This window comes from Parasphingomonas puruogangriensis, assembly GCF_036663635.1.
Classification (GTDB): Bacteria; Pseudomonadota; Alphaproteobacteria; order Sphingomonadales; family Sphingomonadaceae; genus Sphingomonas.
The window spans coordinates 239,775-263,702 of the sequence record NZ_JAXOJI010000001.1 but is presented as its reverse complement, the minus strand read 5'-3'; the positions used below and the strand labels follow the sequence as shown (position 1 = coordinate 263,702).

The 23,928-nt window shown below is 66.0% G+C and carries 20 protein-coding genes; 10 read left to right on the top strand and 10 right to left on the bottom strand.

Going from position 1 to position 23,928, the window contains the following annotated elements:
• The first annotated feature begins 112 nt into the window (after window positions 1–112).
• Complete coding sequence (locus U1739_RS01340; protein WP_332703227.1) at window positions 113–2,206, top strand: acetate--CoA ligase family protein; 2,094 nt, start codon at window positions 113–115, stop codon at window positions 2,204–2,206.
• Between the two features lie 112 nt (window positions 2,207–2,318).
• On the opposite strand, the gene U1739_RS01335 is transcribed toward U1739_RS01340, so the two are convergent.
• The 7 genes from U1739_RS01335 to ligK all read right to left on the bottom strand — a co-directional run bounded on the left by U1739_RS01335 (window position 2,319) and on the right by ligK (window position 9,325).
• Complete coding sequence (locus U1739_RS01335; RefSeq protein ID WP_332703225.1) at window positions 2,319–2,762, bottom strand: MarR family winged helix-turn-helix transcriptional regulator; 444 nt, start codon at window positions 2,760–2,762, stop codon at window positions 2,319–2,321.
• A 66-nt stretch (window positions 2,763–2,828) separates the two neighbouring features.
• A complete protein-coding gene (locus tag U1739_RS01330) occupies window positions 2,829–3,674 on the bottom strand; it encodes a shikimate dehydrogenase (protein WP_332703223.1) in 846 nt (281 codons plus the stop codon).
• A complete protein-coding gene (locus U1739_RS01325) occupies window positions 3,671–4,960 on the bottom strand; it encodes an MFS transporter (protein ID WP_332703221.1) in 1,290 nt (429 codons plus the stop codon). Before U1739_RS01325 ends, U1739_RS01330 begins: the two co-directional genes overlap by 4 nt.
• 86 nt (window positions 4,961–5,046) lie before the next feature.
• Window positions 5,047–5,688, bottom strand: coding sequence for a TetR/AcrR family transcriptional regulator (locus tag U1739_RS01320; protein ID WP_332703219.1), 642 nt, complete (start codon window positions 5,686–5,688; stop codon window positions 5,047–5,049).
• Window positions 5,685–7,532: a bifunctional sugar phosphate isomerase/epimerase/4-hydroxyphenylpyruvate dioxygenase family protein gene (locus U1739_RS01315; RefSeq protein WP_332703217.1), complete on the bottom strand. Its 1,848-nt coding sequence runs from the start codon at window positions 7,530–7,532 to the stop codon at window positions 5,685–5,687. Before U1739_RS01315 ends, U1739_RS01320 begins: the two co-directional genes overlap by 4 nt.
• A 76-nt stretch (window positions 7,533–7,608) precedes the next feature.
• Complete coding sequence (locus U1739_RS01310) at window positions 7,609–8,661, bottom strand: 4-oxalomesaconate tautomerase (protein ID WP_332703212.1); 1,053 nt, start codon at window positions 8,659–8,661, stop codon at window positions 7,609–7,611.
• Window positions 8,654–9,325, bottom strand: a complete 672-nt coding sequence (ligK, locus tag U1739_RS01305) for a 4-carboxy-4-hydroxy-2-oxoadipate aldolase/oxaloacetate decarboxylase (protein ID WP_332703210.1) — start codon at window positions 9,323–9,325, stop codon at window positions 8,654–8,656. The genes U1739_RS01310 and ligK overlap by 8 nt, the downstream gene beginning before the upstream one ends.
• A 101-nt stretch (window positions 9,326–9,426) precedes the next feature.
• On the opposite strand from ligK, the gene U1739_RS01300 reads away from it, so the two are divergent.
• From U1739_RS01300 to pobA, 8 genes are all read left to right on the top strand, one after another.
• The gene (locus tag U1739_RS01300; RefSeq protein ID WP_332703208.1) at window positions 9,427–10,614 is read left to right on the top strand and encodes a LysR family transcriptional regulator; all 1,188 of its coding nucleotides are present in this window, start codon (window positions 9,427–9,429) and stop codon (window positions 10,612–10,614) included.
• A 54-nt stretch (window positions 10,615–10,668) separates the two neighbouring features.
• Entirely contained in the window at window positions 10,669–11,481 is an 813-nt protein-coding gene (locus U1739_RS01295; protein WP_332703206.1) for a DUF1932 domain-containing protein, read from the top strand.
• Window positions 11,478–12,497 (top strand): amidohydrolase family protein, encoded by a 1,020-nt coding sequence (locus tag U1739_RS01290; protein WP_332703204.1) that lies wholly within the window; start codon window positions 11,478–11,480, stop codon window positions 12,495–12,497. Before U1739_RS01295 ends, U1739_RS01290 begins: the two co-directional genes overlap by 4 nt.
• Before the next feature lie 11 nt (window positions 12,498–12,508).
• Window positions 12,509–13,393, top strand: coding sequence for an amidohydrolase family protein (locus tag U1739_RS01285; protein ID WP_332704818.1), 885 nt, complete (start codon window positions 12,509–12,511; stop codon window positions 13,391–13,393).
• Entirely contained in the window at window positions 13,390–13,866 is a 477-nt protein-coding gene (gene ligA, locus U1739_RS01280; protein WP_332703202.1) for a protocatechuate 4,5-dioxygenase subunit alpha, read from the top strand. The genes U1739_RS01285 and ligA overlap by 4 nt, the downstream gene beginning before the upstream one ends.
• A complete protein-coding gene (locus U1739_RS01275; protein ID WP_332703200.1) occupies window positions 13,866–14,708 on the top strand; it encodes a class III extradiol dioxygenase subunit beta in 843 nt (280 codons plus the stop codon). The genes ligA and U1739_RS01275 overlap by 1 nt, the downstream gene beginning before the upstream one ends.
• A gap of 121 nt (window positions 14,709–14,829) precedes the next feature.
• The gene (locus U1739_RS01270) at window positions 14,830–15,771 is read left to right on the top strand and encodes a Gfo/Idh/MocA family oxidoreductase (RefSeq protein WP_332703198.1); all 942 of its coding nucleotides are present in this window, start codon (window positions 14,830–14,832) and stop codon (window positions 15,769–15,771) included.
• Between the two features lie 109 nt (window positions 15,772–15,880).
• Complete coding sequence (gene pobA, locus U1739_RS01265; RefSeq protein WP_332703196.1) at window positions 15,881–17,062, top strand: 4-hydroxybenzoate 3-monooxygenase; 1,182 nt, start codon at window positions 15,881–15,883, stop codon at window positions 17,060–17,062.
• A 25-nt stretch (window positions 17,063–17,087) separates the two neighbouring features.
• Here the strand turns inward: pobA and U1739_RS01260 are convergent, their stop codons facing one another.
• Window positions 17,088–18,245 (bottom strand): CaiB/BaiF CoA transferase family protein, encoded by a 1,158-nt coding sequence (locus tag U1739_RS01260; RefSeq protein WP_332703194.1) that lies wholly within the window; start codon window positions 18,243–18,245, stop codon window positions 17,088–17,090.
• A gap of 242 nt (window positions 18,246–18,487) precedes the next feature.
• Here U1739_RS01260 and U1739_RS01255 point away from each other — a divergent pair, with 242 nt between their 5' ends.
• Window positions 18,488–19,582 (top strand): FUSC family protein, encoded by a 1,095-nt coding sequence (locus U1739_RS01255; RefSeq protein ID WP_332703192.1) that lies wholly within the window; start codon window positions 18,488–18,490, stop codon window positions 19,580–19,582.
• 7 nt (window positions 19,583–19,589) lie between these two features.
• On the opposite strand, the gene U1739_RS01250 is transcribed toward U1739_RS01255, so the two are convergent.
• Window positions 19,590–22,448 (bottom strand): PAS domain-containing protein, encoded by a 2,859-nt coding sequence (locus U1739_RS01250; protein WP_332703190.1) that lies wholly within the window; start codon window positions 22,446–22,448, stop codon window positions 19,590–19,592.
• A gap of 18 nt (window positions 22,449–22,466) precedes the next feature.
• Complete coding sequence (locus tag U1739_RS01245; protein ID WP_332704816.1) at window positions 22,467–23,912, bottom strand: ATPase domain-containing protein; 1,446 nt, start codon at window positions 23,910–23,912, stop codon at window positions 22,467–22,469.
• Window positions 23,913–23,928: the final 16 nt, after the last annotated feature.

Here is a 23,928-nt window from a genome sequence, read left to right as displayed (position 1 = left end):
GGGGAGGGGTTGGGGTGGGGCCGTGCAGTTCCACCGAAGCTCTATTTTGCCGCACTGCCCCACCCCAACCCCTCCCCTGAAGGGGAGGGGCTTGAGAGAAGAAGCCCCGCCCATGCCCGATCTCACCCGCCTGCTCAGCCCCCGCTCGGTCGCCATCGTCGGCGCGTCGCCCACCGCGGGGGCGTTGGGGAATTCGGTGCTGCGCAATCTCGAACGACACGGCTTTACGGGTGATATCCATCTCATAAACCCTAAGCGCGACACGATCGATGGCCGTCCGTGCCTCAAATCGATCGATGATCTCCCAGAGGGAGTTGATGCCGCGGTGCTAGCCATCCCCGGCCCTGCCGTGCTCGGCGCGGTGCGGGCACTTGCGGCGCGTGGCGTCGGCGCAGCAGTAATCTTCTCCGCCGGGTTCGCCGAGGGCGGCGACGAGGGACTGGCGGCGCAGGCCGACGTGGCGCGCATCGCGGCCGAGCACGATATGGTGATCGAAGGCCCGAACTGCCTCGGCTTGGTCAACTATATCGACGGCGTGGCGCTGACCTTTGTTGAGACCCCGGCACTACGCCTGGGCGACCGGCCCGGCGTGGGCATCGTCTCGCAATCCGGCGCGATGGCGGTGGTGCTGGGCACGACCTTGATGGCCAAGGATCTGGGCATCTCGATCTCCGTATCGACCGGCAACGAAGCGGCCAGTGGGGTCGAGGATTATGTCGAATATCTGGTCGATGCCCCGCACACGCAGGTGATCGGCATGATCGTCGAACAGTTCCGCCAGCCCGCACGCTTCCTGGCGGTGGCCAGGCGGATGCGCGCGGCAGGCAAGACGATCGTGCTGCTCCACCCCGGCAAGTCCGCCGCCGCGCGCGATTCTGCCGCCACGCATACCGGCGCCATGGCCGGGGACTGGCAGCTCATGAAGACCAAGGTCGAGCGCGCCGGCGTGGTGCTGGTGGATAGTCTCGAAGAATTAGGCGACGTGATCGACATCGCGCTGCGGGCTAAGCCGGTCGGTGTGGGCGGCACGGCGGTGCTGACGGAGTCCGGTGCGTTCAAGGCGCTGACGCTCGATCTGGCCGAAGCGATCGGCCTCAATCTGCCGCCGGTCGCGGCGGACACCGAGGCAAAGCTGCGCGCAGCGATGCCCGATTTCATCCCGGTCTCTAACCCAATGGACCTCACCGCGCAGGCCTTGGTCGATCCCGATCTCTACCGCCGCACGCTGGAACCGATCCTCGCCGATCCAGGCTTTGCTGCCGTGGTGCTGGGTATCATCCAGACCGATCAGGCGACCGCCGCGCGCAAATTCCCCTACATCATCGATGCCGTGGCCAAAATCGCACCCGACAAGCCCGTGATCTTCGCCGGGCTCGACGACGGCGCCGTGTTCGATCCCGCTTATATCGCCGAGCTGCGGGCGATCGGCGTACCCTATTTCCCCTCCGCCGACCGCGCCTTCCGCGCACTGCGCCATCTTTCGGCGCTCGCCGGGCGCGATGTTGCGGCGAGCGACGCAGCACCATGCGCGCTCGCTGACCTGCCCATCGGCGTAGTGCCCGAATATCGCGCAAAACAACTGCTCGGCCCGGCCGGCATCCCCTTCCCCGCTGGCGGGTTCGCCGCAACCGTCGCCGATGCCCAGGCAGTGGCGGCAGAGGTCGGCTATCCCGTCGTGCTGAAAGCACAAAGCTCCGCGCTCAGCCACAAAAGTGACGCCGGCGGCGTTTTACTAAACATCGCCGACGATGCCGCGCTGACTGCGGCCTGGACCAAGCTCTACGCTAATGTCGCGGCCTACGCGCCGGACCTCGTGCTCGATGGCGCGCTGGTCGAGGCGATGGGCGCGCGCGGCACCGAACTGATCATCGGTGCAAAGAACGATCCCGACTGGGGGCCGGTGATCCTGATCGGCTTTGGCGGGGTGCAGGCGGAACTGCTCAAGGACGTGCGGCTGCTGGCGCATGACCTGACGCGCGAGGCGATCATCGTCGCGTTACGCGGCCTCAAAAGCGGGGCTATGCTCGACGGCTTCCGCGGCGCGCCCGCGCTGGATGTCGAGGCAGTCGCCGATATCGTCGTCGCGTTGGGCAGCATGCTCGCGGGCACCCCGGCGATCCGCGAAATCGATCTCAACCCGGTGCTCGTCTACGCCCAGGGCCAAGGCACCGTGGCGCTCGATGCGCTGATCCTCGCGCACGGCTGAACCGTTCGACGCCGATTATGACATACAACCTCGCATCATCCCGAACTCGATTCAGGATGACGGGAATAGTCGCGCCCGCTCCGCCTGCCCGCGTCACGTGGCCAGCTTGGGGCTAAGGCTTGCGCGCTTCGATTCGTCCCAGCAGCTCCAGCAACGTCTGCCGTTCCGCCCCGCTGAGATCGGCAAGCATGCGCGCCTCGTGCGCCTCGATCCGCACGGTACAGTCCTTCAGCATCGCTTGGCCGCTCTCGGTCAGGGTCAGCGAGAAGGCGCGTCGGTCTTCCGGCGCGACGATGCGGGCCAGCAGGCCGGCATCGACCAGTTCGTTGATCAGCGACACCATATTGGCGCGCTTGATGCCCAGCGCCGTGCCGACCGAGCCCTGGTTGACCCCCGGATTGGCCTCCACGATCGCCAAAATGCCGACCAGCACCTGGCGCATGCCCGTGCCGTTCATCGCTTCGTGGAAATCGAGCGCGAACGCCCCCGATGCGCGGCGCAGATGATAGCCGAGCAGGTGCGACAAGGTGCCGATAGCGAGGGATTGTCGTGCCATATCTTGGTTCTGCAAGCCATGTTTCACGCACGGCGTCAACCAAAGGCGGGGATCTGCGGCGGTGGTTCAGCGATATTCGGCGAGGAACCGGGCCAGCATGCGCTCCTTGTTGGCGGCAAGGCCGGTGAAGATCTCGAAGGCGTCGGCTGCCTGGAACACCACCATGCCGCGCCCATCGACCGTCCGGCAACCACGCGCCCGCGCCAGCCGGAGCAAGTCTGTTTCAGCGGGGACGTAGACGATATCGGCGACCCACAGGTTAGCGCGCAGCAGGTTGGCCGGCACCGACGTGCCGGGATAGGGCACCATGCCCATCGGCGTGGCGTTGACGACGCCATCGGCGGTGTCCAGTGACTGGGCGAGCTTCGTGCCGAGCGTCACGCGGTCTTCGCCATAGACGGCGTTAAGCCGGTCGATCAGGTCCTGCGCCCTGGCCCGGTCGGCATCGTGCAGCGTCAGCTGCGCGACGCCGAGCCGCATCAGCGCATGCGCGGTCGCCGCGCCGGCCCCGCCCGCGCCCATCTGCACCACCGACCGTAACGGCGCGCCGTCCAAGCCACGGAGGATATTCTCGGCAAAGCCGGTGACGTCGGTATTATAGCCGGTGCGCTTGCCACCGGCGAACGACACGGTGTTGACCGCGCCGATCCGCTCGGCATCATCGGACAGCGCATCGAGATGCGCGATCACCGCCTGCTTGTACGGGTGCGTGACGTTGACGCCGGCGAAACCGACCCGCTCGGCCGCATCCAGCGTGGCGGCGAGGCTTTCCGCGCCTTCGCCGCGCGCGGCAAGATCGAGGATCGTGTAGACCAATCGGATGCCCTGCGCGTCAGCCTCGGCTTGATGCAGCGCCGGCGAGCCAGATGCGCCGATGCCGTTGCCGATCAGGCCGGTCAGGAAGCTGATCACAAATCAATTTCCACGCGCTTCACGTCGCCGACAATGAACACATAAGCGGCCGCACCGATCAGTGCGAGAACACCGATAAACGCCAGCGCGCCATAGAAGGAGCCGGTTTGTGCGAGGATTAGGCCGATTACGATGGGGGTAATGATCCCCGCAAGGTTGGCGCACAGGTTGAACAGCCCGCCGGTGACCCCGATCAGCACCTTGGGCGCGACATCCGAGATCAAGGTCCAGCCGAGATTGACCATGCCCTGCCCGAAGAAGGCGATCGACATGATCGCGATCACCGCCGTGTCGCTTTCGACATAATTGGCCAGAATGATGGTCGAGGCGAGCAGCAACCCGAACACGATCGGGATCTTGCGGCCCTTGCTCGGCGACCCCGTCCATTTGATCAACAGGTCCGAAATCGTGCCGCCGAGCAGCACGCCGACCGAGGCGGCGATATAGGGCAGGATCGCGAAGGTGCCGGATTTGATCCAGTCCATCCCGCGTTCGGTGGCGAGATAGGTCGGGAACCAGGTGAGGAAGAACACCAAGGTCGAATTGCCGCAAAACTGGCCGATCGAGGCGCCAAGGATCTGCCGCTTGGCCATCAACTTACCGAGCAGGCCCCAACTAAACGCGACCGGCGGACCGGTATGCGCCAGGCCACCGCCGGCCGCGATATGGTCGAGCTCGACTTGGTTGACGCGGCGACTATGCTGCGGATCGCGATAGGCGGCGTACCAGATCGCGGCAAAGACGATGCCGAGCACCCCCGCGACCACGAACAAGGCGCGCCAGCCGAAGCTGGCGACGATCCAGAACAGCAAGGGCGAGAAGAATGCCAGCCCGGCATATTGCCCGACCGCATAGACGCCATTGGCGCGCGCGCGCTCCTGTTGCGGGAACCACATGCTAAGCACGCGGCTGTTGCACGGGTAGCACGGCGCCTCCGCCACCCCCAGCCCGAGCCGCAGCGCGACCAGGGCCGTCACCGAACTGACCGCCCCGTGCAGCAGCGTGAACAGCGACCATAGCGCAAGCGACAGGCCATAGGTGATGCGCGTGCCAAGCTTGTCGAGCAGGATCCCGCCCGGGATCTGCGACGCGGCATAGGTCCAGGAGAAAGCCGAGAAGATCAGCCCCATCACCGCCGGCGATATCGCCAGCTCGCGGGTCATTTCCGGCGCCGCGACGCCCATCACCGCGCGATCGAGATAGTTGAGCATCGTCGCCACGCTGATCAAGGCGAGAATACCGAAGCGCACGTGGGTGGAGCGCGATCCCGCCGCCAGGTCTGCCATTTCGCCTCTCCTCCGCCCGCTTATCGCTCGGTTGCCCCCAACCTTAGCCGCTGCGAAAAGCCGCGCAAGACAAATGTACTATCTAGTTACAACACGACGGAAGCGATGATCATGGCGATGACTTGTTCGCGCCGCGCGGCCACGGCCTGAGGCGAACTCATGTCGTGTTCGAACACCTGCGAGAAAGTGTAGCGGTTGGAGACGTTGTAGAAGCACAGCGCGCTGATCGACATGTGCAGATCGACCGGATCGATATCGGCCCGCAAGCTGCCCTCCCCCGCTCCCTGATCGAGGATCGCGCGCAAGGCGGTGATCACGCTGCGGTTGCGCTCCTTGATGCCCTCGACATGGCCGATATGCGCGCCGTGATGGATATTCTCGTTCATCACCAGCCGGACGAATTCCGGATGCTGCCAATGATAATCGAACGTTGCGCCCACATTGTCGCGCAGCGCCTCGATCGCGCTGCGCGCCGCCAGATCGGGCGCGGGTTCGCTCAGCCGGATATGGGCATAGGCCGCCTCCAGCACGGCGCGGTACAGCCCTTCCTTGCTGTCGAAATAATAATAGATCATCCGCTTGCTAGTGCGGGTTTGTTCGGCGATCTCGTCGATGCGCGCGCCGGCCAGCCCCTTGTCGGCGAATTCGCGCGTGGCGACGGCGAGGATATTGGCGCGGGTTTCATCGGGCATGCGCGTGGCGCGCGTGTCGAGCGTGGCAGCGGTCATGACGCCGTCTCTTCCTTGTAGCGCGACTGGGCGGCAAGCCGGATCGTGGCGTTGGTCGCGCCGAACGCGTCATAACCACGCCGTTCTACGACTTCGAAAAAGACACGTTTGGCGAAAGCGCGCGAATAGAGCTGGAAATATTCGCCGTCATCGTCGCGGTCGTACAGGATGTTGAATGCCGCCAGCTTGGCCAGCAGTTCGGGCGCAAGATCGAAGCGCGCTTCTAGATCGTCATAATAATTGGCCGGGATCGGCAGCCGCTCCAGCCCGGCCGCCTGCATCGCCCGCGCCGTGGCGAAGATGTCAGCCGTGGCGAAGGCGATATGCTGCGTGCCCGCGCCGGTATAGCCGTGCAGGAAGCGCGCCGACAGCGTCTGCTGCGACATCGATCCGTTGAGCGTGATGCGCAGCGAACGATCCGGCGTCTGCACTGCCTGGCTCTGCACCAGCCCGAGCGGATCGGCAATTTCGAGCTGCGGCGTCTTGGTCACGTCGAACAAGGCGACATAGTAAAGCAGCCAGGAAAGGAATTCCTCATATTGCATCGACTGGGCGATGTGATCGATCGCCAACAGCCCGGCGCCGACATGCTCGGACGCGCCGTCGAGCGGCTCGAACTCCACCGCCCACATCGCCTCCTGCGCACCGTCCGCGACGAAATACAGCAGGCTCCCGCCGACCGCGCGGACCGAGGGGATTTGCATCTCGTCCGGCGCCACCGCTTGCTCGAAGCGATCGATCTTCAGCGCCTTGGCGCGCGCCATTGCCCCGGCCACGTCGCCGACCCGCAACCCGATCGCGCAGACCGACGCGCCGTGCAGCAGATCGAAGCTATGGGCGAAGCCCTCGCTTTCCGAATTGACCACCAGGTTGATCCCGCCCTGCCGCCACCGCGTCACCGCCTTGCGGCGATGCCGCCCGACCGGGCGAAAGCCGAGCGCGGTGAGCATCGCGCCGAGCTGTTCCGCTTCCTCTTCCCCGGCGGCAAATTCGAGGAATTCGACGCCGCGCACGGCGACGCGCGGCGGCATCGCCACGATCTGCCGCTCGGCCATCAATTGCAGCGAGCGATAGCCATCCAGCGCGACCGTGGTCGCCGACGCGGCGCGGAAGCGATCGTTGAAGATTTCCAGCGAATAATAGCCGTCATAGCCGATCCCGGCGAGCGCCGCGGCATAATCGGCCAGCGCGAGATCCCCCTGCCCCGGCATGTTGCGGAAATGCCGGCTCCAATAGAGATATTCCATGTCGAGCCACGGCGCGTCAGCGATCTGGACCAGAAAGAGCTTGGCCGGATCGATCGCGGCGATGCTGTCGCTGGGGATTTGTCGCACCAGCGAGTGGAAACTGTCGAGGATCAGCCCGACCGCGCGATGATCGGCCTGCTCGACGATCGCCCAGGCGTCACGGTGATCATGGACATGCCGGCCCCAGGCCAGCGCCTCATAGCCGATCCGCAGCCCGCGCCGCTCGGCACGCTCACCCAGTTCGTGGAAATCGGCGACGATCCGCGCACGGTCACCAAGCGCTTGCGGCGAGACGTTCGAGCAGACCAGCACCAGATCCGTGCCCAGTTCCTGCATCACATCGAACTTGCGTTCGGCGCGATCGAACACGCGGCCCCGCACCGCCTCCGGCATGCCCTCGAAATCGCGGAACGGCTGGAACAATGTGCAAGCCATGCCGAGATCGCGGATCATCGCGCCGACCTCGCGTGGCGACCCCGGATAGGCGAGCAAATCGTTTTCGAAAATCTCGACGCCGTCAAACCCCGCGGCGGCCACCGCCGCGAGCTTCGTCTCCAACGTGCCGCTGATCGACACGGTCGCGATCGAGGTCTTCATGCGCCACGCTCACTTGTAACCATCTGGTACAAAGAGCTACCGCGCAGTGATCCCCCGGTCAACCACTGCGGTCTCGTCAGCCAAACACGACCCCGTCGAGCAATTTCCGCGCCGTCCGCAGCAAAGCTGCGGTAGCGACCTGCCCATCCGCGCCAAGCTCGAGCACGCAACTCATTTCGCCGGTCGGATGCTCGACCGAGAGCAGTTTGCGCGTGCCCGGCGGGATCGTCGCGACCTCGGCAGCGGGCGAGCCCTCGACCAGGCACGCGGTCGCCACGCTGACCGCGCCGAGCACGCCGATCGTGGCGTGCGCGCGGTGCGGGATGAAACTGCGCACCGTCACCGCGCCGCCATGCTGCGGCGGCGCGACCAGCATCATCTTGGGCACGGATTTTTCCGTCACGTCGCCAAGGTTCATCAGCGGGCCGGCCTGCAGGCGGATCGCTTCGATCTTGGCCTTGAGTGCCGTGTCGGCGTCGAGCGTTTCGCGGTCCTCATAGCCGGTCGCCCCGACATCGGAGGCCTTGAACACCACGCAGGGCATGCCGTTATCGATCAGCGTACAGGCCACGCCATCGATCATGTCGACCGCGTTGCCGGTGGGCAGCAATGCGCCGCACGACGACCCGGCGGTATCGCGAAACTCGAGCGGGATCGGCGCGGCCGTGCCCGGCACGCCGTCGATCGCCGCATCCCCGGCATAGGTCGGCACGCCGCCGGGGGTCTGGCAGGTGGCCACCGCAATCTGGCTCGTATTGACCATGAAGATCGCCACGCGCGTCTCGTCGCCGGTCGCGGCGACAAGGCCGCGCTCGATCGCGAACGGACCGACAGCGGCGAGCATATTGCCGCAATTTTGACTGTCCGAGACGAGCGCCTGATCGACGAACACCTGCAGGAACAGATAGTCGATGTCGACACCGTCGCGGCTCGATTTGCTGACGACCGCCACCTTGGAGGTCAGTGGGTCGGCGCCGCCCATGCCGTCGATCTGCCGCGGATCGGGCGACCCCATCACGCGCAGCAGGAAGGCGTCGCGCTCGGCCGTGTCGGCCGGCAGATCGGACGCGAGGAACACCGCGCCCTTGGACGTGCCGCCACGCATCCACATCACCGGGGCGTTATTCATAGACCAGCCCCATCTCGGCCAGCTTGCCGCGCATGTCGTAAATATCGAGGCCCAGTTCGCCCGCCGCCAGCCGTACGCGCTTCGATTCCTCCAGCGCCTCGCGCGCCTGCGCTTTCTCCAGCACCGCCGCGGCATCCGCGCGCTTGACCACGCACACGCCGTCATCGTCGGCGATGATCACGTCGCCCGGCTCGATAGGCGCATCGGCGCACACGATCGGCACATTGACCGAGCCCAACGTCGCCTTGATCGTGCCCTGCGCGAACACCGCCTTCGACCAGACCGGAAAGTTCATCTGGGTTAGGTCGCGCACGTCGCGCACGCCGGCATCGATGATCAGCCCGCGACAGCCGCGCGCCTGCGCCGAGGTCGCAAGCAAGTCGCCGAAATAGCCGTCTTCGCTGGGGCTGGTCGGCGCAAGCACGAGGATATCGCCTTCCTGCACCTGCTCGACCGCGACATGGATCATCCAGTTGTCGCCCGGCGGGGCCGAGATGGTCACCGCCGAACCGGCAATGCGCGCGCCCGGATAGATCGGGCGCAGCCGGCTGGCGAGCAGCCCGATCCGGCCCTGCGCCTCGTGCACGGTGGCGACCCCGGCGGCGGCAAGCCCATCGATCACCTGCGCTTCGGCACGCTGGATAGTAGTGACGACCTTGGCCATAAAGCTCTCCTACGGGAAGTTCAGGACTGCCTGCGCGCGCCGGCCCAGCATGGGCAATTCGGAACTGTGCACGCCCGATAAGTTTTCGCTATGTGTGAGCAATGGAACCGTTCGACCTCAACCTGCGTCATCTCCGCGCGCTGGCCGCGATCGTCGCGCGCGGCAGCATGAGCGCGGCGGCCGAGAGCGTCAGCCTGTCGCAGCCCGCATTGACCCAGGGCCTGGCCAAACTGGAACGGCAATTGGGCGCTGCGCTGTTCGACCGCCGCGCCGATGGCATGACGCCGACCGACGCCGGGCTAGCACTGGCCACGCGGGCCGAGGCCGCGTTCCGGCGCTTGGGCAGCGCAGTGCCCAACGGTGGCCGTGGCTTCTCCCGCCCCGAACAGTTGATGACCGCGACGCAATTGCGCGCCTTCCTGGCGCTGGCCGATGCCGGCAGCTTCGTCGGCGCCGGCGCGGCTGCCGACCAATCGCAACCAGCGATCCACCGCGCGGTGCGCGATCTCGAGCAGGTGTGCGGCGTGGTGCTGGTCGAGCGGCGCGGGCGCGGCATCGCGCTGAGCGAGGCGGGGCGGCGGCTGACGCGCGGCGTGCGGCTGGCGGCGGCGGAGATTGCCGCCGGGATCGTCGAAGCGGCGCCCGACCTGCGCGGCGGGCGCATCGCGATCGGCGCGATGCCGCTATCGCGCGCGCTGCTGCTGCCGCGCGCGGTAGCCAGGATTGCGCAGGAAATGCCCAATACGCGGTTCGATATTTCCGAGGGATCGTGGCGTGAACTGGTCGAGCCGCTGCGCGATGGCGCGATCGACCTGATGATCGGCGCGCTGCGTGAGCCCGCGCCTGATCTGCAGCAAGCCCCGTTGCTCGACGATCGACTGGTGATCGTCGGGCGGGTCGGCCATCCGCTGGCCGGGCCGGACATGCCGAGCCGCGCGGCGTTGGCGGCCTATCCCTGGATCGTCGCGCGCAGCGGTGCGCCGCTCCGCGCCTTGTGGGAAAATCTCTTCGCCGGCGCGCCGCCGCATGCGCCGATCGAATGCGGCTCGGTAATGGTGATCCGCGGCGTGCTGCGCGATGGCGATTTCCTCACCATGCTGTCGCCCGACCAGGTCGCCCTGGAGATTGCCAGCGGGATGCTGGCGACGGTGGGACCGGAACTCGCCTCGAGCGGCCGGGTGATCGGCGTGACGACGCGCGCCGGCTGGCGCCCGACGCGCGTGCAGGCGCGCTTTCTGGACGTGCTGCGCGAGTGCGCCGACGCCATCACGACTCAGGATTTCGAATAGGCCCCGGCATAATCCGATTAGCCGCCGGCGCCGCGCCCCGCTTACCGCGATGCCATGGAGAGAAGACTCGCATTGATCGGGTATGGCGAGGCGGCGACGGCGTTTGCGCCCGGCCTGACCGCGACGATCGCGCATTTCGATCGGCTGCCCGAACGCTCCGGCACCGCATCGGACGCCGAGGCGCTGGCCGGAGTCGCTGCGGCGCTATCGCTGGTGACGGCGGATCAGGCGCTCGCCGCGGCGCGCTCGGCGGCACGGCATATCCCTTGCGATGCATTCTATTTCGACCTCAACAGTGTCGCGCCCGACACCAAGCGCGCGGCGGCGCAGGCGATCGAAGCGGGCGGCGGGCGCTATGTCGACGTCGCGGTGATGGCGCCGGTGCATCCGGCGCGGACCGCCGTGCCGTTGCTGGTCTCGGGGCCGCATGCCGCGGCCGGCGCCGAATTCCTCACCACGCTCGGCTTCGGCACCGTGCGCGTCGTGCCCGGTGATGTCGGGCGTGCCTCGTCGATCAAGATGATCCGCTCGGTCATGGTCAAGGGAATCGAGGCGCTGAGCGCGGAGTGCGTGCTTGCCGCCGATGCGGCCGGCGTGGTCGACGAGGTGCTGGCGTCGCTCGATGCCAGCGCGGCGCCCGCCACCTGGGCGCGGCGCGTCGATTATAATCTCGGGCGGATGATCGCGCACGGCCTGCGCCGCGCGGCCGAGATGGAAGAAGTGGTCAAGACGCTCGACGCGCTGGGCACCGGTAGCGCGATGACGCAGGGCACGGTGATCCGACAACGCGCGATCGGCGCGCTGAACATCGCCGCGCCCGAGACGTTGGCCGAAAAACTGACATTATTGAAGGCAGAAGCCGCATGATCATCGACTGTCACGGCCATTACACCGTCCTGCCCACGGCGCATGATGCGTGGCGCGAGGCGCAGAAAGCGGCGTTCAAGGCCGGCACCCCCTGCCCACCCTACCCGCAGATCTCCGACGCCGAGATTCGGGAGACGATCGAGGCCAATCAGCTGCGCCTGGTCAAGGAGCGCGGCGCGGACATGACGATCTTCAGCCCGCGCGCCTCGGCGATGGCGCCGCATGTCGGCGACGCCGCCATGGCGGTGGAATGGGCGCGGCGCTGCAACGATCTGATCGCGCGCGTCGTGGCGCTGTATCCCGAGACCTTTGCCGGCGTGTGCATGCTGCCGCAATCGCCCGGTACCGACATGACCGCGTCGATCGCCGAGCTCGAGCGCTGCGTGGTCGAGCACGGCTTTATCGGCTGCAATCTCAACCCGGATCCGAGCGGAGGCCATTTCAACAGCCCGCCGCTGACCGACCGTTATTGGTACCCGTTCTACGAGAAGATGGTCGCGCTGGACGTGCCGGCGATGATCCACGTCTCGGGCTCCTGCAACCCCGCCATGCACGCCACCGGCGCCTATTACATCGCGGCCGACACGATCGCCTTCATGCAGTTGCTGGAGGGCGACCTGTTCGCCGATTTCCCGGCCTTGCGCTTCATCATCCCGCATGGCGGGGGCGCAGTACCCTATCATTGGGGCCGCTATCGCGGTCTCGCCGACATGCTCAAGAAGCCGTCGGTCGACGAGTATCTGATGCAGAACATCTTCTTCGATACCTGCGTGTACCACCAGCCGGGGATCAATTTGCTCGCCGAAGTGATCGAGAACAAGAATATCCTGTTCGGATCGGAGATGGTCGGCGCGGTGCGTGGGATCGATCCGCGGACGGGGCATTATTTCGACGATACCAAGCGCTATGTCGACGCGCTGGAGATCTCGGACGCCGAGCGTGAAGCGATCTTTTCGGGCAATACGCGCAAAGTCTTCCCGCGCCTCGACGCCACGCTGAAGGCGCGCGGGCTGTGACGGCCTTCCAGATGGACGCCGACTGGCTGTGCTTCGATCCCGCGCCCTCGAAGCCGGTTTTTACCCCGCCGCCCGGCGCGGTCGATGCGCACTGTCACGTGTTCGGCCCGGGCAACGAATTCCCCTACGCGCCGGAGCGCAAATACACGCCGTGCGACGCGGGCAAGGCCAAGCTCTACGCGTTGCGCGATCATCTCGGCTTTTCGCGCAACGTCGTCGTGCAGGCGACGTGCCACGGCACCGATAATCGCGCGATGGTCGATGCCTTGGTCAATTCGGGCGGCAAGGCGCGCGGCGTCGCCACGGTGAAGGCAGACATTTCCGACGACGAACTCGCTGCAATGCACGCGGCTGGCGTGCGCGGCGTCCGCTTCAATTACGTCAAGCGCCTCGTCGATCCCAAGCCCGACGCTTATTATCGTGGCATCATCGACAAGATCGCCGCCTTCGGCTGGCATATCGTGGTCTATTTCGAAGCCGCCGATCTCGAAGAAAAATGGGAGTTCTTCACCTCGCTCCCGACGACCGTGGTGGTCGATCATATGGGCCGCCCGGACGTGACCAAGTCGGCTAACGGTCCCGAATTCGCCCGCTTCCTCGAGTTCATGGACCGCGACAATGTCTGGTCCAAGGTGACCTGCCCCGAGCGGCTCTCCAAGTCCGGCCCGCCGAGCTATGACGACTTCGTGCCGTTTGCCCGCAAGGTCGTGGAAACCTATCCGGATCGCGTGCTGTGGGGCACCGATTGGCCACACCCCAATCTCAACATGGTCGGCCATATGCCCGACGATGGCGCGCTGGTGAACATCATCCCGCGCATCGCGCCGACCGCAGAGCTGCAGCGCAAGCTGCTGATCGACAATCCGATGCGCCTCTATTGGGGAGATACCGCATGACCAGCCCGCGCGACATCCACGCCTATCTCGCCGAGTTCGACGATATTCCCGGCACCCGCGTCTACACGGCCAAGCGGGCACGGCAGGGCTATCAGCTCAACCAGTTCGCCATGAGCCTGATGAAGCCCGACAATCGCGAGCGCTGGAAAGCGGACGAGCGCGCCTATCTGGCCGAGTGGAAGCTGACCGACGAGCAACGCCAGGCGGTGCTCGACCGCGATTACAATCGGCTGCTCGATCTGGGCGGCAACATCTATTTCCTTGCCAAGGTGTTCAGCACCGATGGCCTCTCTTTCCTGCAGGCCGTCAGCACGATGAGTGGGATGAGCGTCGAGGACTATTCCGCGATGATGATCGCCGGCGGCCGCTCACCGGAGGGGGTACGCTCGATCAAGGCCAACCAGGCCAAAGCGAGCGGCGCGGCGGAAGACGTGATCGCGGCGACCGACGTTTCCCAGATGGAGGACAAATAATGGCGCGCATCACCGCCGGCGTGGCCTGCAGCCACATTCCTGCGCTCGGCGTCGCGGTCGATCTCGACAAGACCGCCGAGGCCTATTGGCAACCGGCTTTTGCGGGGTTCAACTGGACCCGCGAGTGGGAACAGCGCGAAAAGCCCGATGTCGTCATATTGGTCTATAACGACCATGCCTCGGCGTTCGACATGAAGATCATCCCGACCTTTGCGATTGGTTGCGCCGAGGAGTTCCAGCCGGCCGGCGAAGGCTGGGGCCCGCGTAAAGTACCGACCGTGATGGGGCATCCCGATCTCGCCTGGCATATCGCGCAGAGCCTGATCCTGGACGAATTCGACATGACCATCATCAATGAAATGGACGTCGATCACGGCCTTACCGTGCCCTTATCGATGATGTTCGGTCAGCCCGCGGCCTGGCCGTGCAAGGTCATTCCGATCGCCGTGAACGTCGTCACCTATCCGCCGCCCTCGGGCAACCGTTGCTGGGCGCTGGGCGAGGCGATCGCCCGCGCGGTAGCGAGTTTCGATGAGGACGTGAACGTGCAGGTGTGGGGAACCGGCGGGATGAGCCACCAGTTGCAGGGCCCCCGCGCCGGGCTGATCAATCGTGCATGGGACACGATGTTCCTCGACGGGCTGGTCGGCGACAGCGACGCGCTGCGCCGCATCCCGCATATCGAATATCTGCGCGAGACCGGCTCGGAGGGAATCGAGATGGTCATGTGGCTGATCATGCGCGGCAGCCTGGGCAGGACGACGCGGGAGCTGCACCGGCATTATCATGTCCCGGCGAGCAATACTGCGGTGGGGCATATCGTGCTCGAGCCGGTCGACTGATTAACCCCGCCTCATGCCGTCACCCCAGCGAAAGCTGGGGCCTCCAGCGGCAGGTCGGGCGCCCCGAACCACTAGACCCCAGCTTGCGCTGGGGTGACGCAATTTGAGAATGGAGTAGCCCATGAAAATCGCCCTAGCCGGCGCCGGCGCGTTCGGCGAAAAGCATCTCGACGGCCTCAAGCTGATCGACGGCGTCGAGGTCACCAGCCTGATCGGCCGCCGGCTCGAACCGACCCAGGCGATCGCCGCCAAATACGGCATCGGCCATGCCACAACCGATCTCGCCGAGACGCTTGCGCGCGACGATGTCGACGCGGTGATCCTGTGCACCCCGACGCAGATGCACGCCGCGCAGGCGATCCAGTGTCTTGACGCCGGCAAGCACGTCCAGGTCGAGATTCCGCTGGCCGACAGCCTGGCCGATGCCGAGGCGGTGCTGGCCAAGCAGCAGGACACCGGCCTGACCTGCATGGTCGGCCACACGCGGCGCTTCAATCCCAGCCATCAGTTCATCCACGATCGCATCGCGCGCGGCGAATTCGATATCCAGCAAATGGATGTGCAGACCTATTTCTTCCGCCGCCAGAACATGAATGCCAAGGGCGAGGCGCGTTCCTGGACCGATCACCTGCTGTGGCACCACGCCGCGCATACGGTCGATCTGTTCGCCTATCAGGCCGGGCCGATCGTCAAAGCCAATGCCATCGAGGGGCCGATCCATCCCGAACTTGGCATCGCCATGGACATGTCGATCCAGCTGAAGGCGGAAAGCGGCGCGATCTGCACGCTATCGCTCAGCTTCAACAATGACGGGCCGCTCGGCACCTTCTTCCGCTATATCGGCGACACCGCGACCTATCTTGCGCGCTATGACGATCTGTTCACCGGCAAGGACGAGCAGATCGACGTCTCCAAGGTCGCGGTATCGATGAACGGCATCGAGCTGCAGGACCGCGAGTTCATTGCCGCCATCCGCGAGGGTCGCGAGCCGAACAGCGCGGTCGGGCAGGTCCTCCCCTGCTACCGCGTGCTCGACGCGCTCGAGAAGCAGCTGCAGGCATGAGCCTATCGCTACTTGTCATCCCAGCGAAAGTTGGGATCTCATTCGGCTCCGGCCCCGCCCTCCCCCATGAGACCCCAGCTTTCGCTGGGGTGACGGCGGAGCGGCTGGCATGAAAAGCCCAAACAAGACGCAGGTTGCTATCATCGGCGCGGGCCCGTCCGGCCTCCTTCTCGGTCACCTGCTGCGCGCCAGCGGCATCGACTGCGTCATCGTCGAACGCCAGACGCCGGCGTACGTCCTGGGCCGGATCCGTGCCGGCGTGCTGGAAACCGTCACCACCGATCTGATGCGCCAGCTCGGCATCGACCAGCGCATGAATGCCGAGGGGCTGATCGAACAAGGCTTCAACCTCGCCGATGGCGAACGCCTGATCCGCATCGACATCCGCAAGCTCACCGGCAAGCACGTTACGGTCTATGGTCAGACCGAAGTGACGCGCGATCTGATGTCGGCGGCGCCGGAGCGTGGACTGGACATCGTCTATGAGGCGAAAGACCTGGCGCTGCACGATCTGGAAAGCGACGCGCCGTCGGTCACATATAGCAAGGACGGCATCGAGCATCGCCTGCAGGCGGATTTCATCGCCGGCTGCGACGGCTTCCATGGCCCCTCGCGCAAGAGCATCCCGGCGGCCAAGGTACGCGAGTTCGAGCGCGAATATCCGTTCGGCTGGCTCGGCATCCTCGCCGATGTGCCGCCCTGCCACGACGAACTGATCTATTCGAACAGCGACCGCGGCTTTGCGCTCGCCTCGATGCGGTCGAGCACGCGCAGCCGCTATTATATCCAGGTGCCGCTCACCGAGAAGATCGAGGACTGGCCGGAGGACCGATTGTGGGACGAGCTGGCGCTGCGCTTCGATCCGATCTCGCAGCACCAGGTGGTACGCGGGCCGGCGCTGGAAATGTCGATCGCGCCGCTGCGCTCCTACGTGTTCGAAACGATGCGCCACGGCCGGCTGTTCCTGGCCGGCGATGCCGCGCATATCGTGCCGCCGACCGGCGCCAAGGGGCTCAACCTCGCCGCATCGGACGTCCTGTATCTGTCGCAAGCGCTGATCGCGCATTTCGCCTCGGGCGAGGAGCAGGCGTTGCTCGACTATGAGGCCCGCGCGTTGTCGCGGATCTGGAAAGCCGAACGGTTCAGCTGGTCGCTGACCAAATTGATGCACCGCTTTCCGGAAGACGGGCCGTTCGAGCGGCGCATGCAGATCGCCGAGCTGGATTATCTCGCCGGCTCGACGGCGATGCAGACCGCGATCGCCGAAAACTATGTCGGCCTGCCGCTGTAGCGAAAGCGGCACGCACGGTCCCGACTTAGACCCCGCGCACTGCGCCCCGCAGCATGTCGCCATGTTGGTCGAGCACCGGCGCCGGGGCGAGATCCGGCGGTGGCGCCGCGCCGAAGCGGATCGGCAAGCGCATCTCGACATAGCCGCCCTCGCTCGGATGGTCGCGCGGGTGGAAGAAGCCGGTCGCGGCCAGATGCGGATCACGGCGCATGTCCTGCAGATCACGTACCGGCATGCAGGGCACGCCCGCCGCAGCGAACCGGCCCACCCAGTCTTCCGTCGTGCGGCGCGGGGTCAGCTGGGCAATCTCGGCATATAAAGCGCTCATGCCGCGCAACCGATCGGTCACCGTGGCGAAGCGGGTTTGCGCCAATATCTCGGGCGCGTCGAGCACGGCGAAGGTCCTGACGATCGTGTCCGGCGTATAGGGCACGATCGCGATATACCCGTCGGCGGTCGGGAACGGCTGGCGGTGGGGATCGACCTGGCGCGGATACCCGGCGGGTTCGCGTGGATCATCGAACACTTCCCCGAACAAATGCTCCTGCAGGATGAACTGCGCGAAGCATTCGAACATCGGCACTTCGACGAACTGACCCTCGCCGCTGCGCAACCGGTGGACGATCGCGGCCAGCACGGCTTGCGCGCCGTACAATCCGGCGACCTTGTCGGCGATCAGCGACGGCAGGTAGCGCGGGCGCGGATCGCCATCGGCCCGCGACAGCAAGGTCGCGGCGCCGGTCGCTGCCTGGATCACGTCGTCATAGGCCTGCAAGCCGGCATAGGGACCACCGGCGCCGAAGCCGACGCAGTGCACGTAGATGATATCAGGCCGGAGCGCCCGCACCGCCGCCTCGCTGAATCCAAGCCGCTCGATCGCATCGAGACGGACGTTGTGAATGAACACATCCGCGGTGGCGAGCAATGCGCGCATCGTCGCGGCATCCTCCGCATCCTTCAGATCGAGCGCGATCGATTGCTTGCCGCGGTTGAGCGTCACATGCACCGGGCCCATCAGCCGCGTCGCCTTGGCCCGACCGAATTGCCGCGTCTGGTCGCCCGCCGGCGGTTCGACCTTGATGATCTCCGCGCCCATGTCGGCGAGCATCTGCGTGGCATAGGGACCGAACACGATGGTCGTCAGATCGACGATGCGGATCCCCTCCAGCATCCGCGCGGTCATGCCGTGCCTCGGTCGGATCGCCGCGTGGCGCCGTGATGTGATGTCGACATCGCCCCCTCCCGCTGATGCAAGTCCCCTCGCCGGCTTGCTTGGTGCGCAGAATAGCCGGGCGGCGTGCATTGCGCGAGTAATCAAAAATGCCCTTGATCGCTATCTGGCGGCAGGGGCCGAACTGGCCTACCTGCCTGGAAACTGCCAGCCTCTGTCGCCTGCAACGCCTTACGCCGGAAGGAAGATATTTCGTGCCGCTCCTTCCCCGCATCGGCGCCCTGATCGCCCCCAATGTCGGCGCATTGCGCCAGACGCTGCGCGTGATCGTCGCCACGACCGCGGCATTCGCGGCGTATAAGGCGCTCGCGCTGCACGAGGGCTATTGGGCGGTGTTTACCGTGTTGATCGTGATGCAGGCATCGATCGGCGGCACGCTCAGCGCGGCGACCGATCGACTGCTCGGCACGCTGCTCGGTGCCGCTTTGGGGGGCATCGGCGCGGCGTTCGAGCGCACCGATACGATCGGTCTCGGGCTGGTGTTGGTCACCGTCACTGGCCTCGCCACGCTCGTGGCGGCGCTGTGGCCGCGGCTGCGCGTCGCGCCGGTGACCGCAGCGATCATGCTGCTCAGCGCGCCGCCCGGCGCATCGGTGCAGGAGTTCGTCCGCGATCGCATCTTCGAGATCGGCATTGGCGGCGTGATCGGCGTGCTCGCGGCGATGCTGATCCTGCCGGCGCGATCGCATGGCATGGTCATCGCGCGCACCGTCGCCGTGCTCGGCCATATCCAGCGCATGCTCGGGGCGCAGGCGACGGCCTTGCGGGACAAGGTCGCCTTGCCGTCCTCGCCCGACCATGCCGCGCTGCGCCAGGCCTTGGGTGCGGTCGAAGCGGCGATGCTCGATGCCGAGCGTGAACGCGCCTCGCGGCTGGCCGATCACCGCATTCCGGAATCGGTGCCGCGGACATTATGGCGCGTGCGCAACGATCTCGTGCTGATCGGGCGGGCGCTCGACGAGCCTTTGCCCGCCCCGGCGATGACCGCACTGGCCGAACCGGCAGCGACGATGCTGACCGCCCAAGCCGCCTTGGTCGAGCGCTGTGCGACCGCGCTGATCGCCGGCACGCGGGTCGATCGCGGCGATAGCGAGACGTGCTACCGCACGTTCGGCGTGGCGCTCGATACGTTCCGCCGCAGCGCGGCGGCGGCGACGCTCGATTTCGAAGCGTCGGGCCGGGTGTTCGGGCTGGCCTTCGCCGCCGGCCGGCTGCACCGCGACATGATCGACCTGGCCGCGCGGGTCGACGAGATCGCGCCGGGCAAAGCGGTCGCTGAGCCGCTCTGAGGCCCGCTTAGCCGGCGATCAGCTCGCGAATGCGCGCCGCCAGCACATCCATGCCGAACGGCTTGGTCAGGACATGCATGCCGGGATCGAGATGCCCGTTGCCGACCACCGCATTCTCGGCATAGCCGGTGATGAACAGCACGGTCAGGTCGGGCCGGCCGACTCGCGCGGCATCGGCGAACTGTCGCCCGTTCATGCCCTTGGGCAGCCCGACATCGCTGATCAGCAGGTCGACGCGCTGATCCGTTGCCAGGATGGCGAGGCCGGCGGGCCCGTCCCCCGCCTCCAGCGCGGTATAGCCCAGATCGGCCAGGATATCGGTCACCAGCATGCGCACGGCCGGTTCGTCATCCACCACCAGCACGGTCTTGTCGGACGGGGCACCGTCCGGCTCGACGGGCGTCTCCGCCGCCGGCTCGGCATCGGCTTCGTCGTGCGAGCGCGGCAGATAGAGGCACATCGTCGTGCCCTGGCCGAGTTCGGAATAGATCCGCACCTGCCCGCCCGATTGCCGCACGAAGCCGTAGATCATCGACAGGCCGAGCCCGGTGCCCTCGCCGAGCGGCTTGGTGGTGTAGAACGGATCGAACGCGCGCTCGATCGTCTCGGCGCTCATCCCCGTGCCGGTATCGGTGACGCACAGCGAGACATATTGGCCGGGCGGCAGATCGCGATCCTTCGCCGCGGTCGCGTCGAGCCATTTGTTGGCCGTCTCGATCGTGATGCGCCCGCCCTCCGGCATCGCGTCGCGGGCATTGATGCACAGATTGAGCAGCGCATTCTCGAGCTGGTTGGGATCGATCAAGGTCGTCCACAGCCCGCCCGCGCCGACGATCTCGATCTCGACTCCCGGACCGACCGAGCGGCGCAGCAGATCGTCCAGGCTGGCGATCAGCCGGTTGATCGCGGTGGGCCGGGGATCGAGCGTCTGGCGGCGCGAGAAAGCCAGCAGCCGGTGGGTCAGCGCCGCAGCGCGCTTGGCTGCCTGCTGCGCCATATTGACGTAGCGATCGACGCTGTCGGTCTGGCCCTGGCGGATGCGCGTCTGGATCAGCTCGAGACTACCGGAGATCGCGGTCAGCAGATTGTTGAAATCGTGCGCCAGCCCGCCCGTCAACTGGCCGACTGCCTCCATCTTCTGCGCCTGGCGCAATTGGTCCTGCGTCTGTTCCAGCGCCTCGCGCGCCTCGCGCTCCGCGGTGATGTGGCGGCCGCTGGCATAGATGCGTTCGCCGTCGGTGGTCGCCACCCATGACACCCAGCGATACGACCCGTCCTTGTGCCGCAGGCGATGCTCGTAATGTTTCAGCGGTCCGGCAAGTGCCGCCGCGTGCGCCGCGGCGCTGCCTTGCGCGTCATCGGGGTGGCTGAACACGGCGTGCGGCTGGCCGATAATATCCTGCGGCGCCCAGCCCAGCACGCGGGTCCAGGCCGGGTTGACCGCCACGAAAGTGCCGTCCGGCGCGACGATGGCAAGCAGGTCCTGGGTGTTCTGCCAGGTACGATCGCGCTCGCGGGTGCGCTGCTCGACCTGCCGCTCGAGCGTCTCGGCGAGGTCAGCAAGCGCCTGCTCGGCCTTGCGCCGCTCGACCGCGGTGCGCGTGCGATCCGCGACATCGCGGATGAAGGCGAGATCCTCCGCCGGCCATTGCCGCGGCCCCTCATGGTTAAGATACAGCAGAGCGACGAACGCGCCGTTTTCGACCACCGGCATGTTGATGAAGGAGCGCGCCGTGATCGCCTCCAACGCCGCCGCATTGTCCGCCGTGCGGGGGTCGAGCCGGACATCGGCGATCGCCGCGGTGTCGCCCCGTTTCAGATCTTCGATATACGATCCGTAGTCGCGGAACTGCAGCGTTCCGGCCAGGCTGGTGACCCCTGGCATATTCCAGTCGCGCTCGACCGTGATGGTCTCGCGCACCGGATCGATCGTGCCATAACCGGCGCGGCTGACACCGAGCGTCGTGCCGAGAATTTCGGCCGCACGATACGACATTTCGGCCGGGTCCCCAGCCTCGCGCAACCAATCGCTAAGCGTGAGCAGCGCTTTTTGCCGCGCCTCCGCCAGCCGCCGTTCGGTGATCTCGTGCGACACGCCGACGAGCCGGAGGGCACGGCCTTCCAGATCGGTCTCGGGTCGCCCGCTGGTCTGAATCCAGTGCAGCGTGCCGTCAGGCCAGATCACGCGATAATCGGTTGCATAATCCTCGCCGGCCTCGACCGAGCGTTGGGCTGCCGCCAATACCATCTCGCGATCGTCGGGGTGGATGCTTGCCAGCAGGTCGGCATAGTCGAAATTCTCGCCGGCGCGCCGCCCGAAATGCGCCTTGGTGTTATCCTCGGCAATAAGCGTCATCGGCGCCAAGTCGATCCGCCACGCGCCGAGCCCTCCGGCCGCCAGCGCCAGCTTCAGCCGCTCTTGCCCCTCATGGATATCCTCCAGCCGCCGGCGCGCCTCATACTGGCGGAGCCGCGCGCGTCGCGCCGATCGCGCCAGCGACAGCAAGGTCGTGGGGTGAAAGGGTCGTTCGAGAAAGGTGAGGTTACCCAAGGTGTCGAGCAACCGCACCGCGCCGGGATTGCGCTCCAGGCCACCGCCGCGTTCGGTCAACACGATGAACGGCAGATCGGACCATTCGGCCTGTTCCGCCACGAACCGGGCGAGATCGCGCACGTCGCCGCCGCGCAGCGCTTCTTCGGTGATCACTGCAAAGCCGGCACCACCGCGCAATGCCGCAACGAGTTCCGTCAAACTGTCAGCCGTGCTTGCCTCCAGTCCGCCTTCCCTCAGCATGCTCTGCGCAATCGCGGCATCGCGCCCGCGCGGCGCCAGCACGATCGCCCCCTCGGCAAATGTACGATTCAACGGCTCATCAAACCTGCATCATTCCAACAAAATCGTCTCGTTTCCGACCAATTGCGGCACGCCCCGCAACACCCCCTGAAAGGCCGTCAACGGCTCACCCACGGTGATGCCATTGCTGCCGATCATGAACTCGCGGATCGTATCCTCATGGTAACCGGTGCGCTTCTTAACGACCGAAATCGCCCTTCGGACCCGTCCCATCGCCTCGAAATACCGTAGCAGGATAACGGTGTCAGCCAGATATGTCACATCGACCGGCGATTTCATGTCACCGACCAAGCCGTGCTGCGCCACGGTCAGGAAGGTCATCACGCCCTGCCGGTTCAGATATTGCAGCAATTCGTGCATGTGCAGGATCAGCGCCTGCTCCTCCGGCATCGCCGCCTGATACCCGTTGAGACTGTCGATCACCACCGTGCGCGCTTCATATTTCTCGACGCAATTGCGCACGCGTTCGGAGAATTCGCCCGGCGCGAGCTCCGCCGCATCGATCTGCTCGATCACCAGCTGGCCGGCATCGACCATCGGCTGCAGGTCGATATCTAGCTTCTTGGCGCGCGCGAAGAGCAGCCCAATCTCCTCGTCGAACACGAACATCGCCGCGCGCTCACCGCGCGCGACGGCCGCCTTGACGAAGCTCAGCATCAACAGCGACTTGCCGGTGCCGGCCGGCCCCAGCACCAGCGTGCTCGACCCGCGCTCGAACCCGCCGCCGATCAGCCCGTTAAGCGCCACATTCTCGATCGCCACGGTCTCGCGTGAAAAATCGGTGCGATAGTCGGCGGATACGAGCCGCGGAAAGACCCGGATACCGCCGGTATCGATCACGAAGTCGTGATAGCCGCCACGATATTTTCGCCCGCGATATTTGAGCACGCGTAACCGCCGCCGCTCGGCGCCGTAATTGGGCGACAATTCTTCAAGCCGGATCACCGCATGCGCCACGCTATGCACGGTCTTGTCGAGAACGTCGGCAGTGAGATCGTCGAGCATCAGCACGGTCGCGTTCTGGCGCGAGAAATAGTGCTTCAACGCCAGGATCTGCCGGCGATAGCGCAGCGAGCTTTGCGCGAGCAGGCGGATCTCGGACAGGCTGTCGAGCACCACGCGGGTCGGCTTGACCCGCTCGAACGCCTCGAAGATGCGCTTGGTGGTCTCGCCAAGCTCGAGGTCCGAGGAATAGAGCAGGCTCTGCTGCTGCTCCTCGTCGAGCAGGCTTTCCGGCGGCACCAGTTCGAACACCTCGAAAGACGGCGCGAAGGTCCAACCGTGAGAGGCGGCGCCATCGCGCAATTCCTCCTCCGTTTCGGACAGCGTGATATACAGCACGCGCTCGCCGGCGTCGGCGCCGTTCATCAAGAACTGGGTGGCGATCGTCGTTTTGCCGGCACCGGGGCTGCCCTCCAGCAGGAACAGGCGGCCATGGGACAGTCCGCCGGCCAAAATCTCATCAAGCCCGGCCACGCCGGTCGCGCAATTA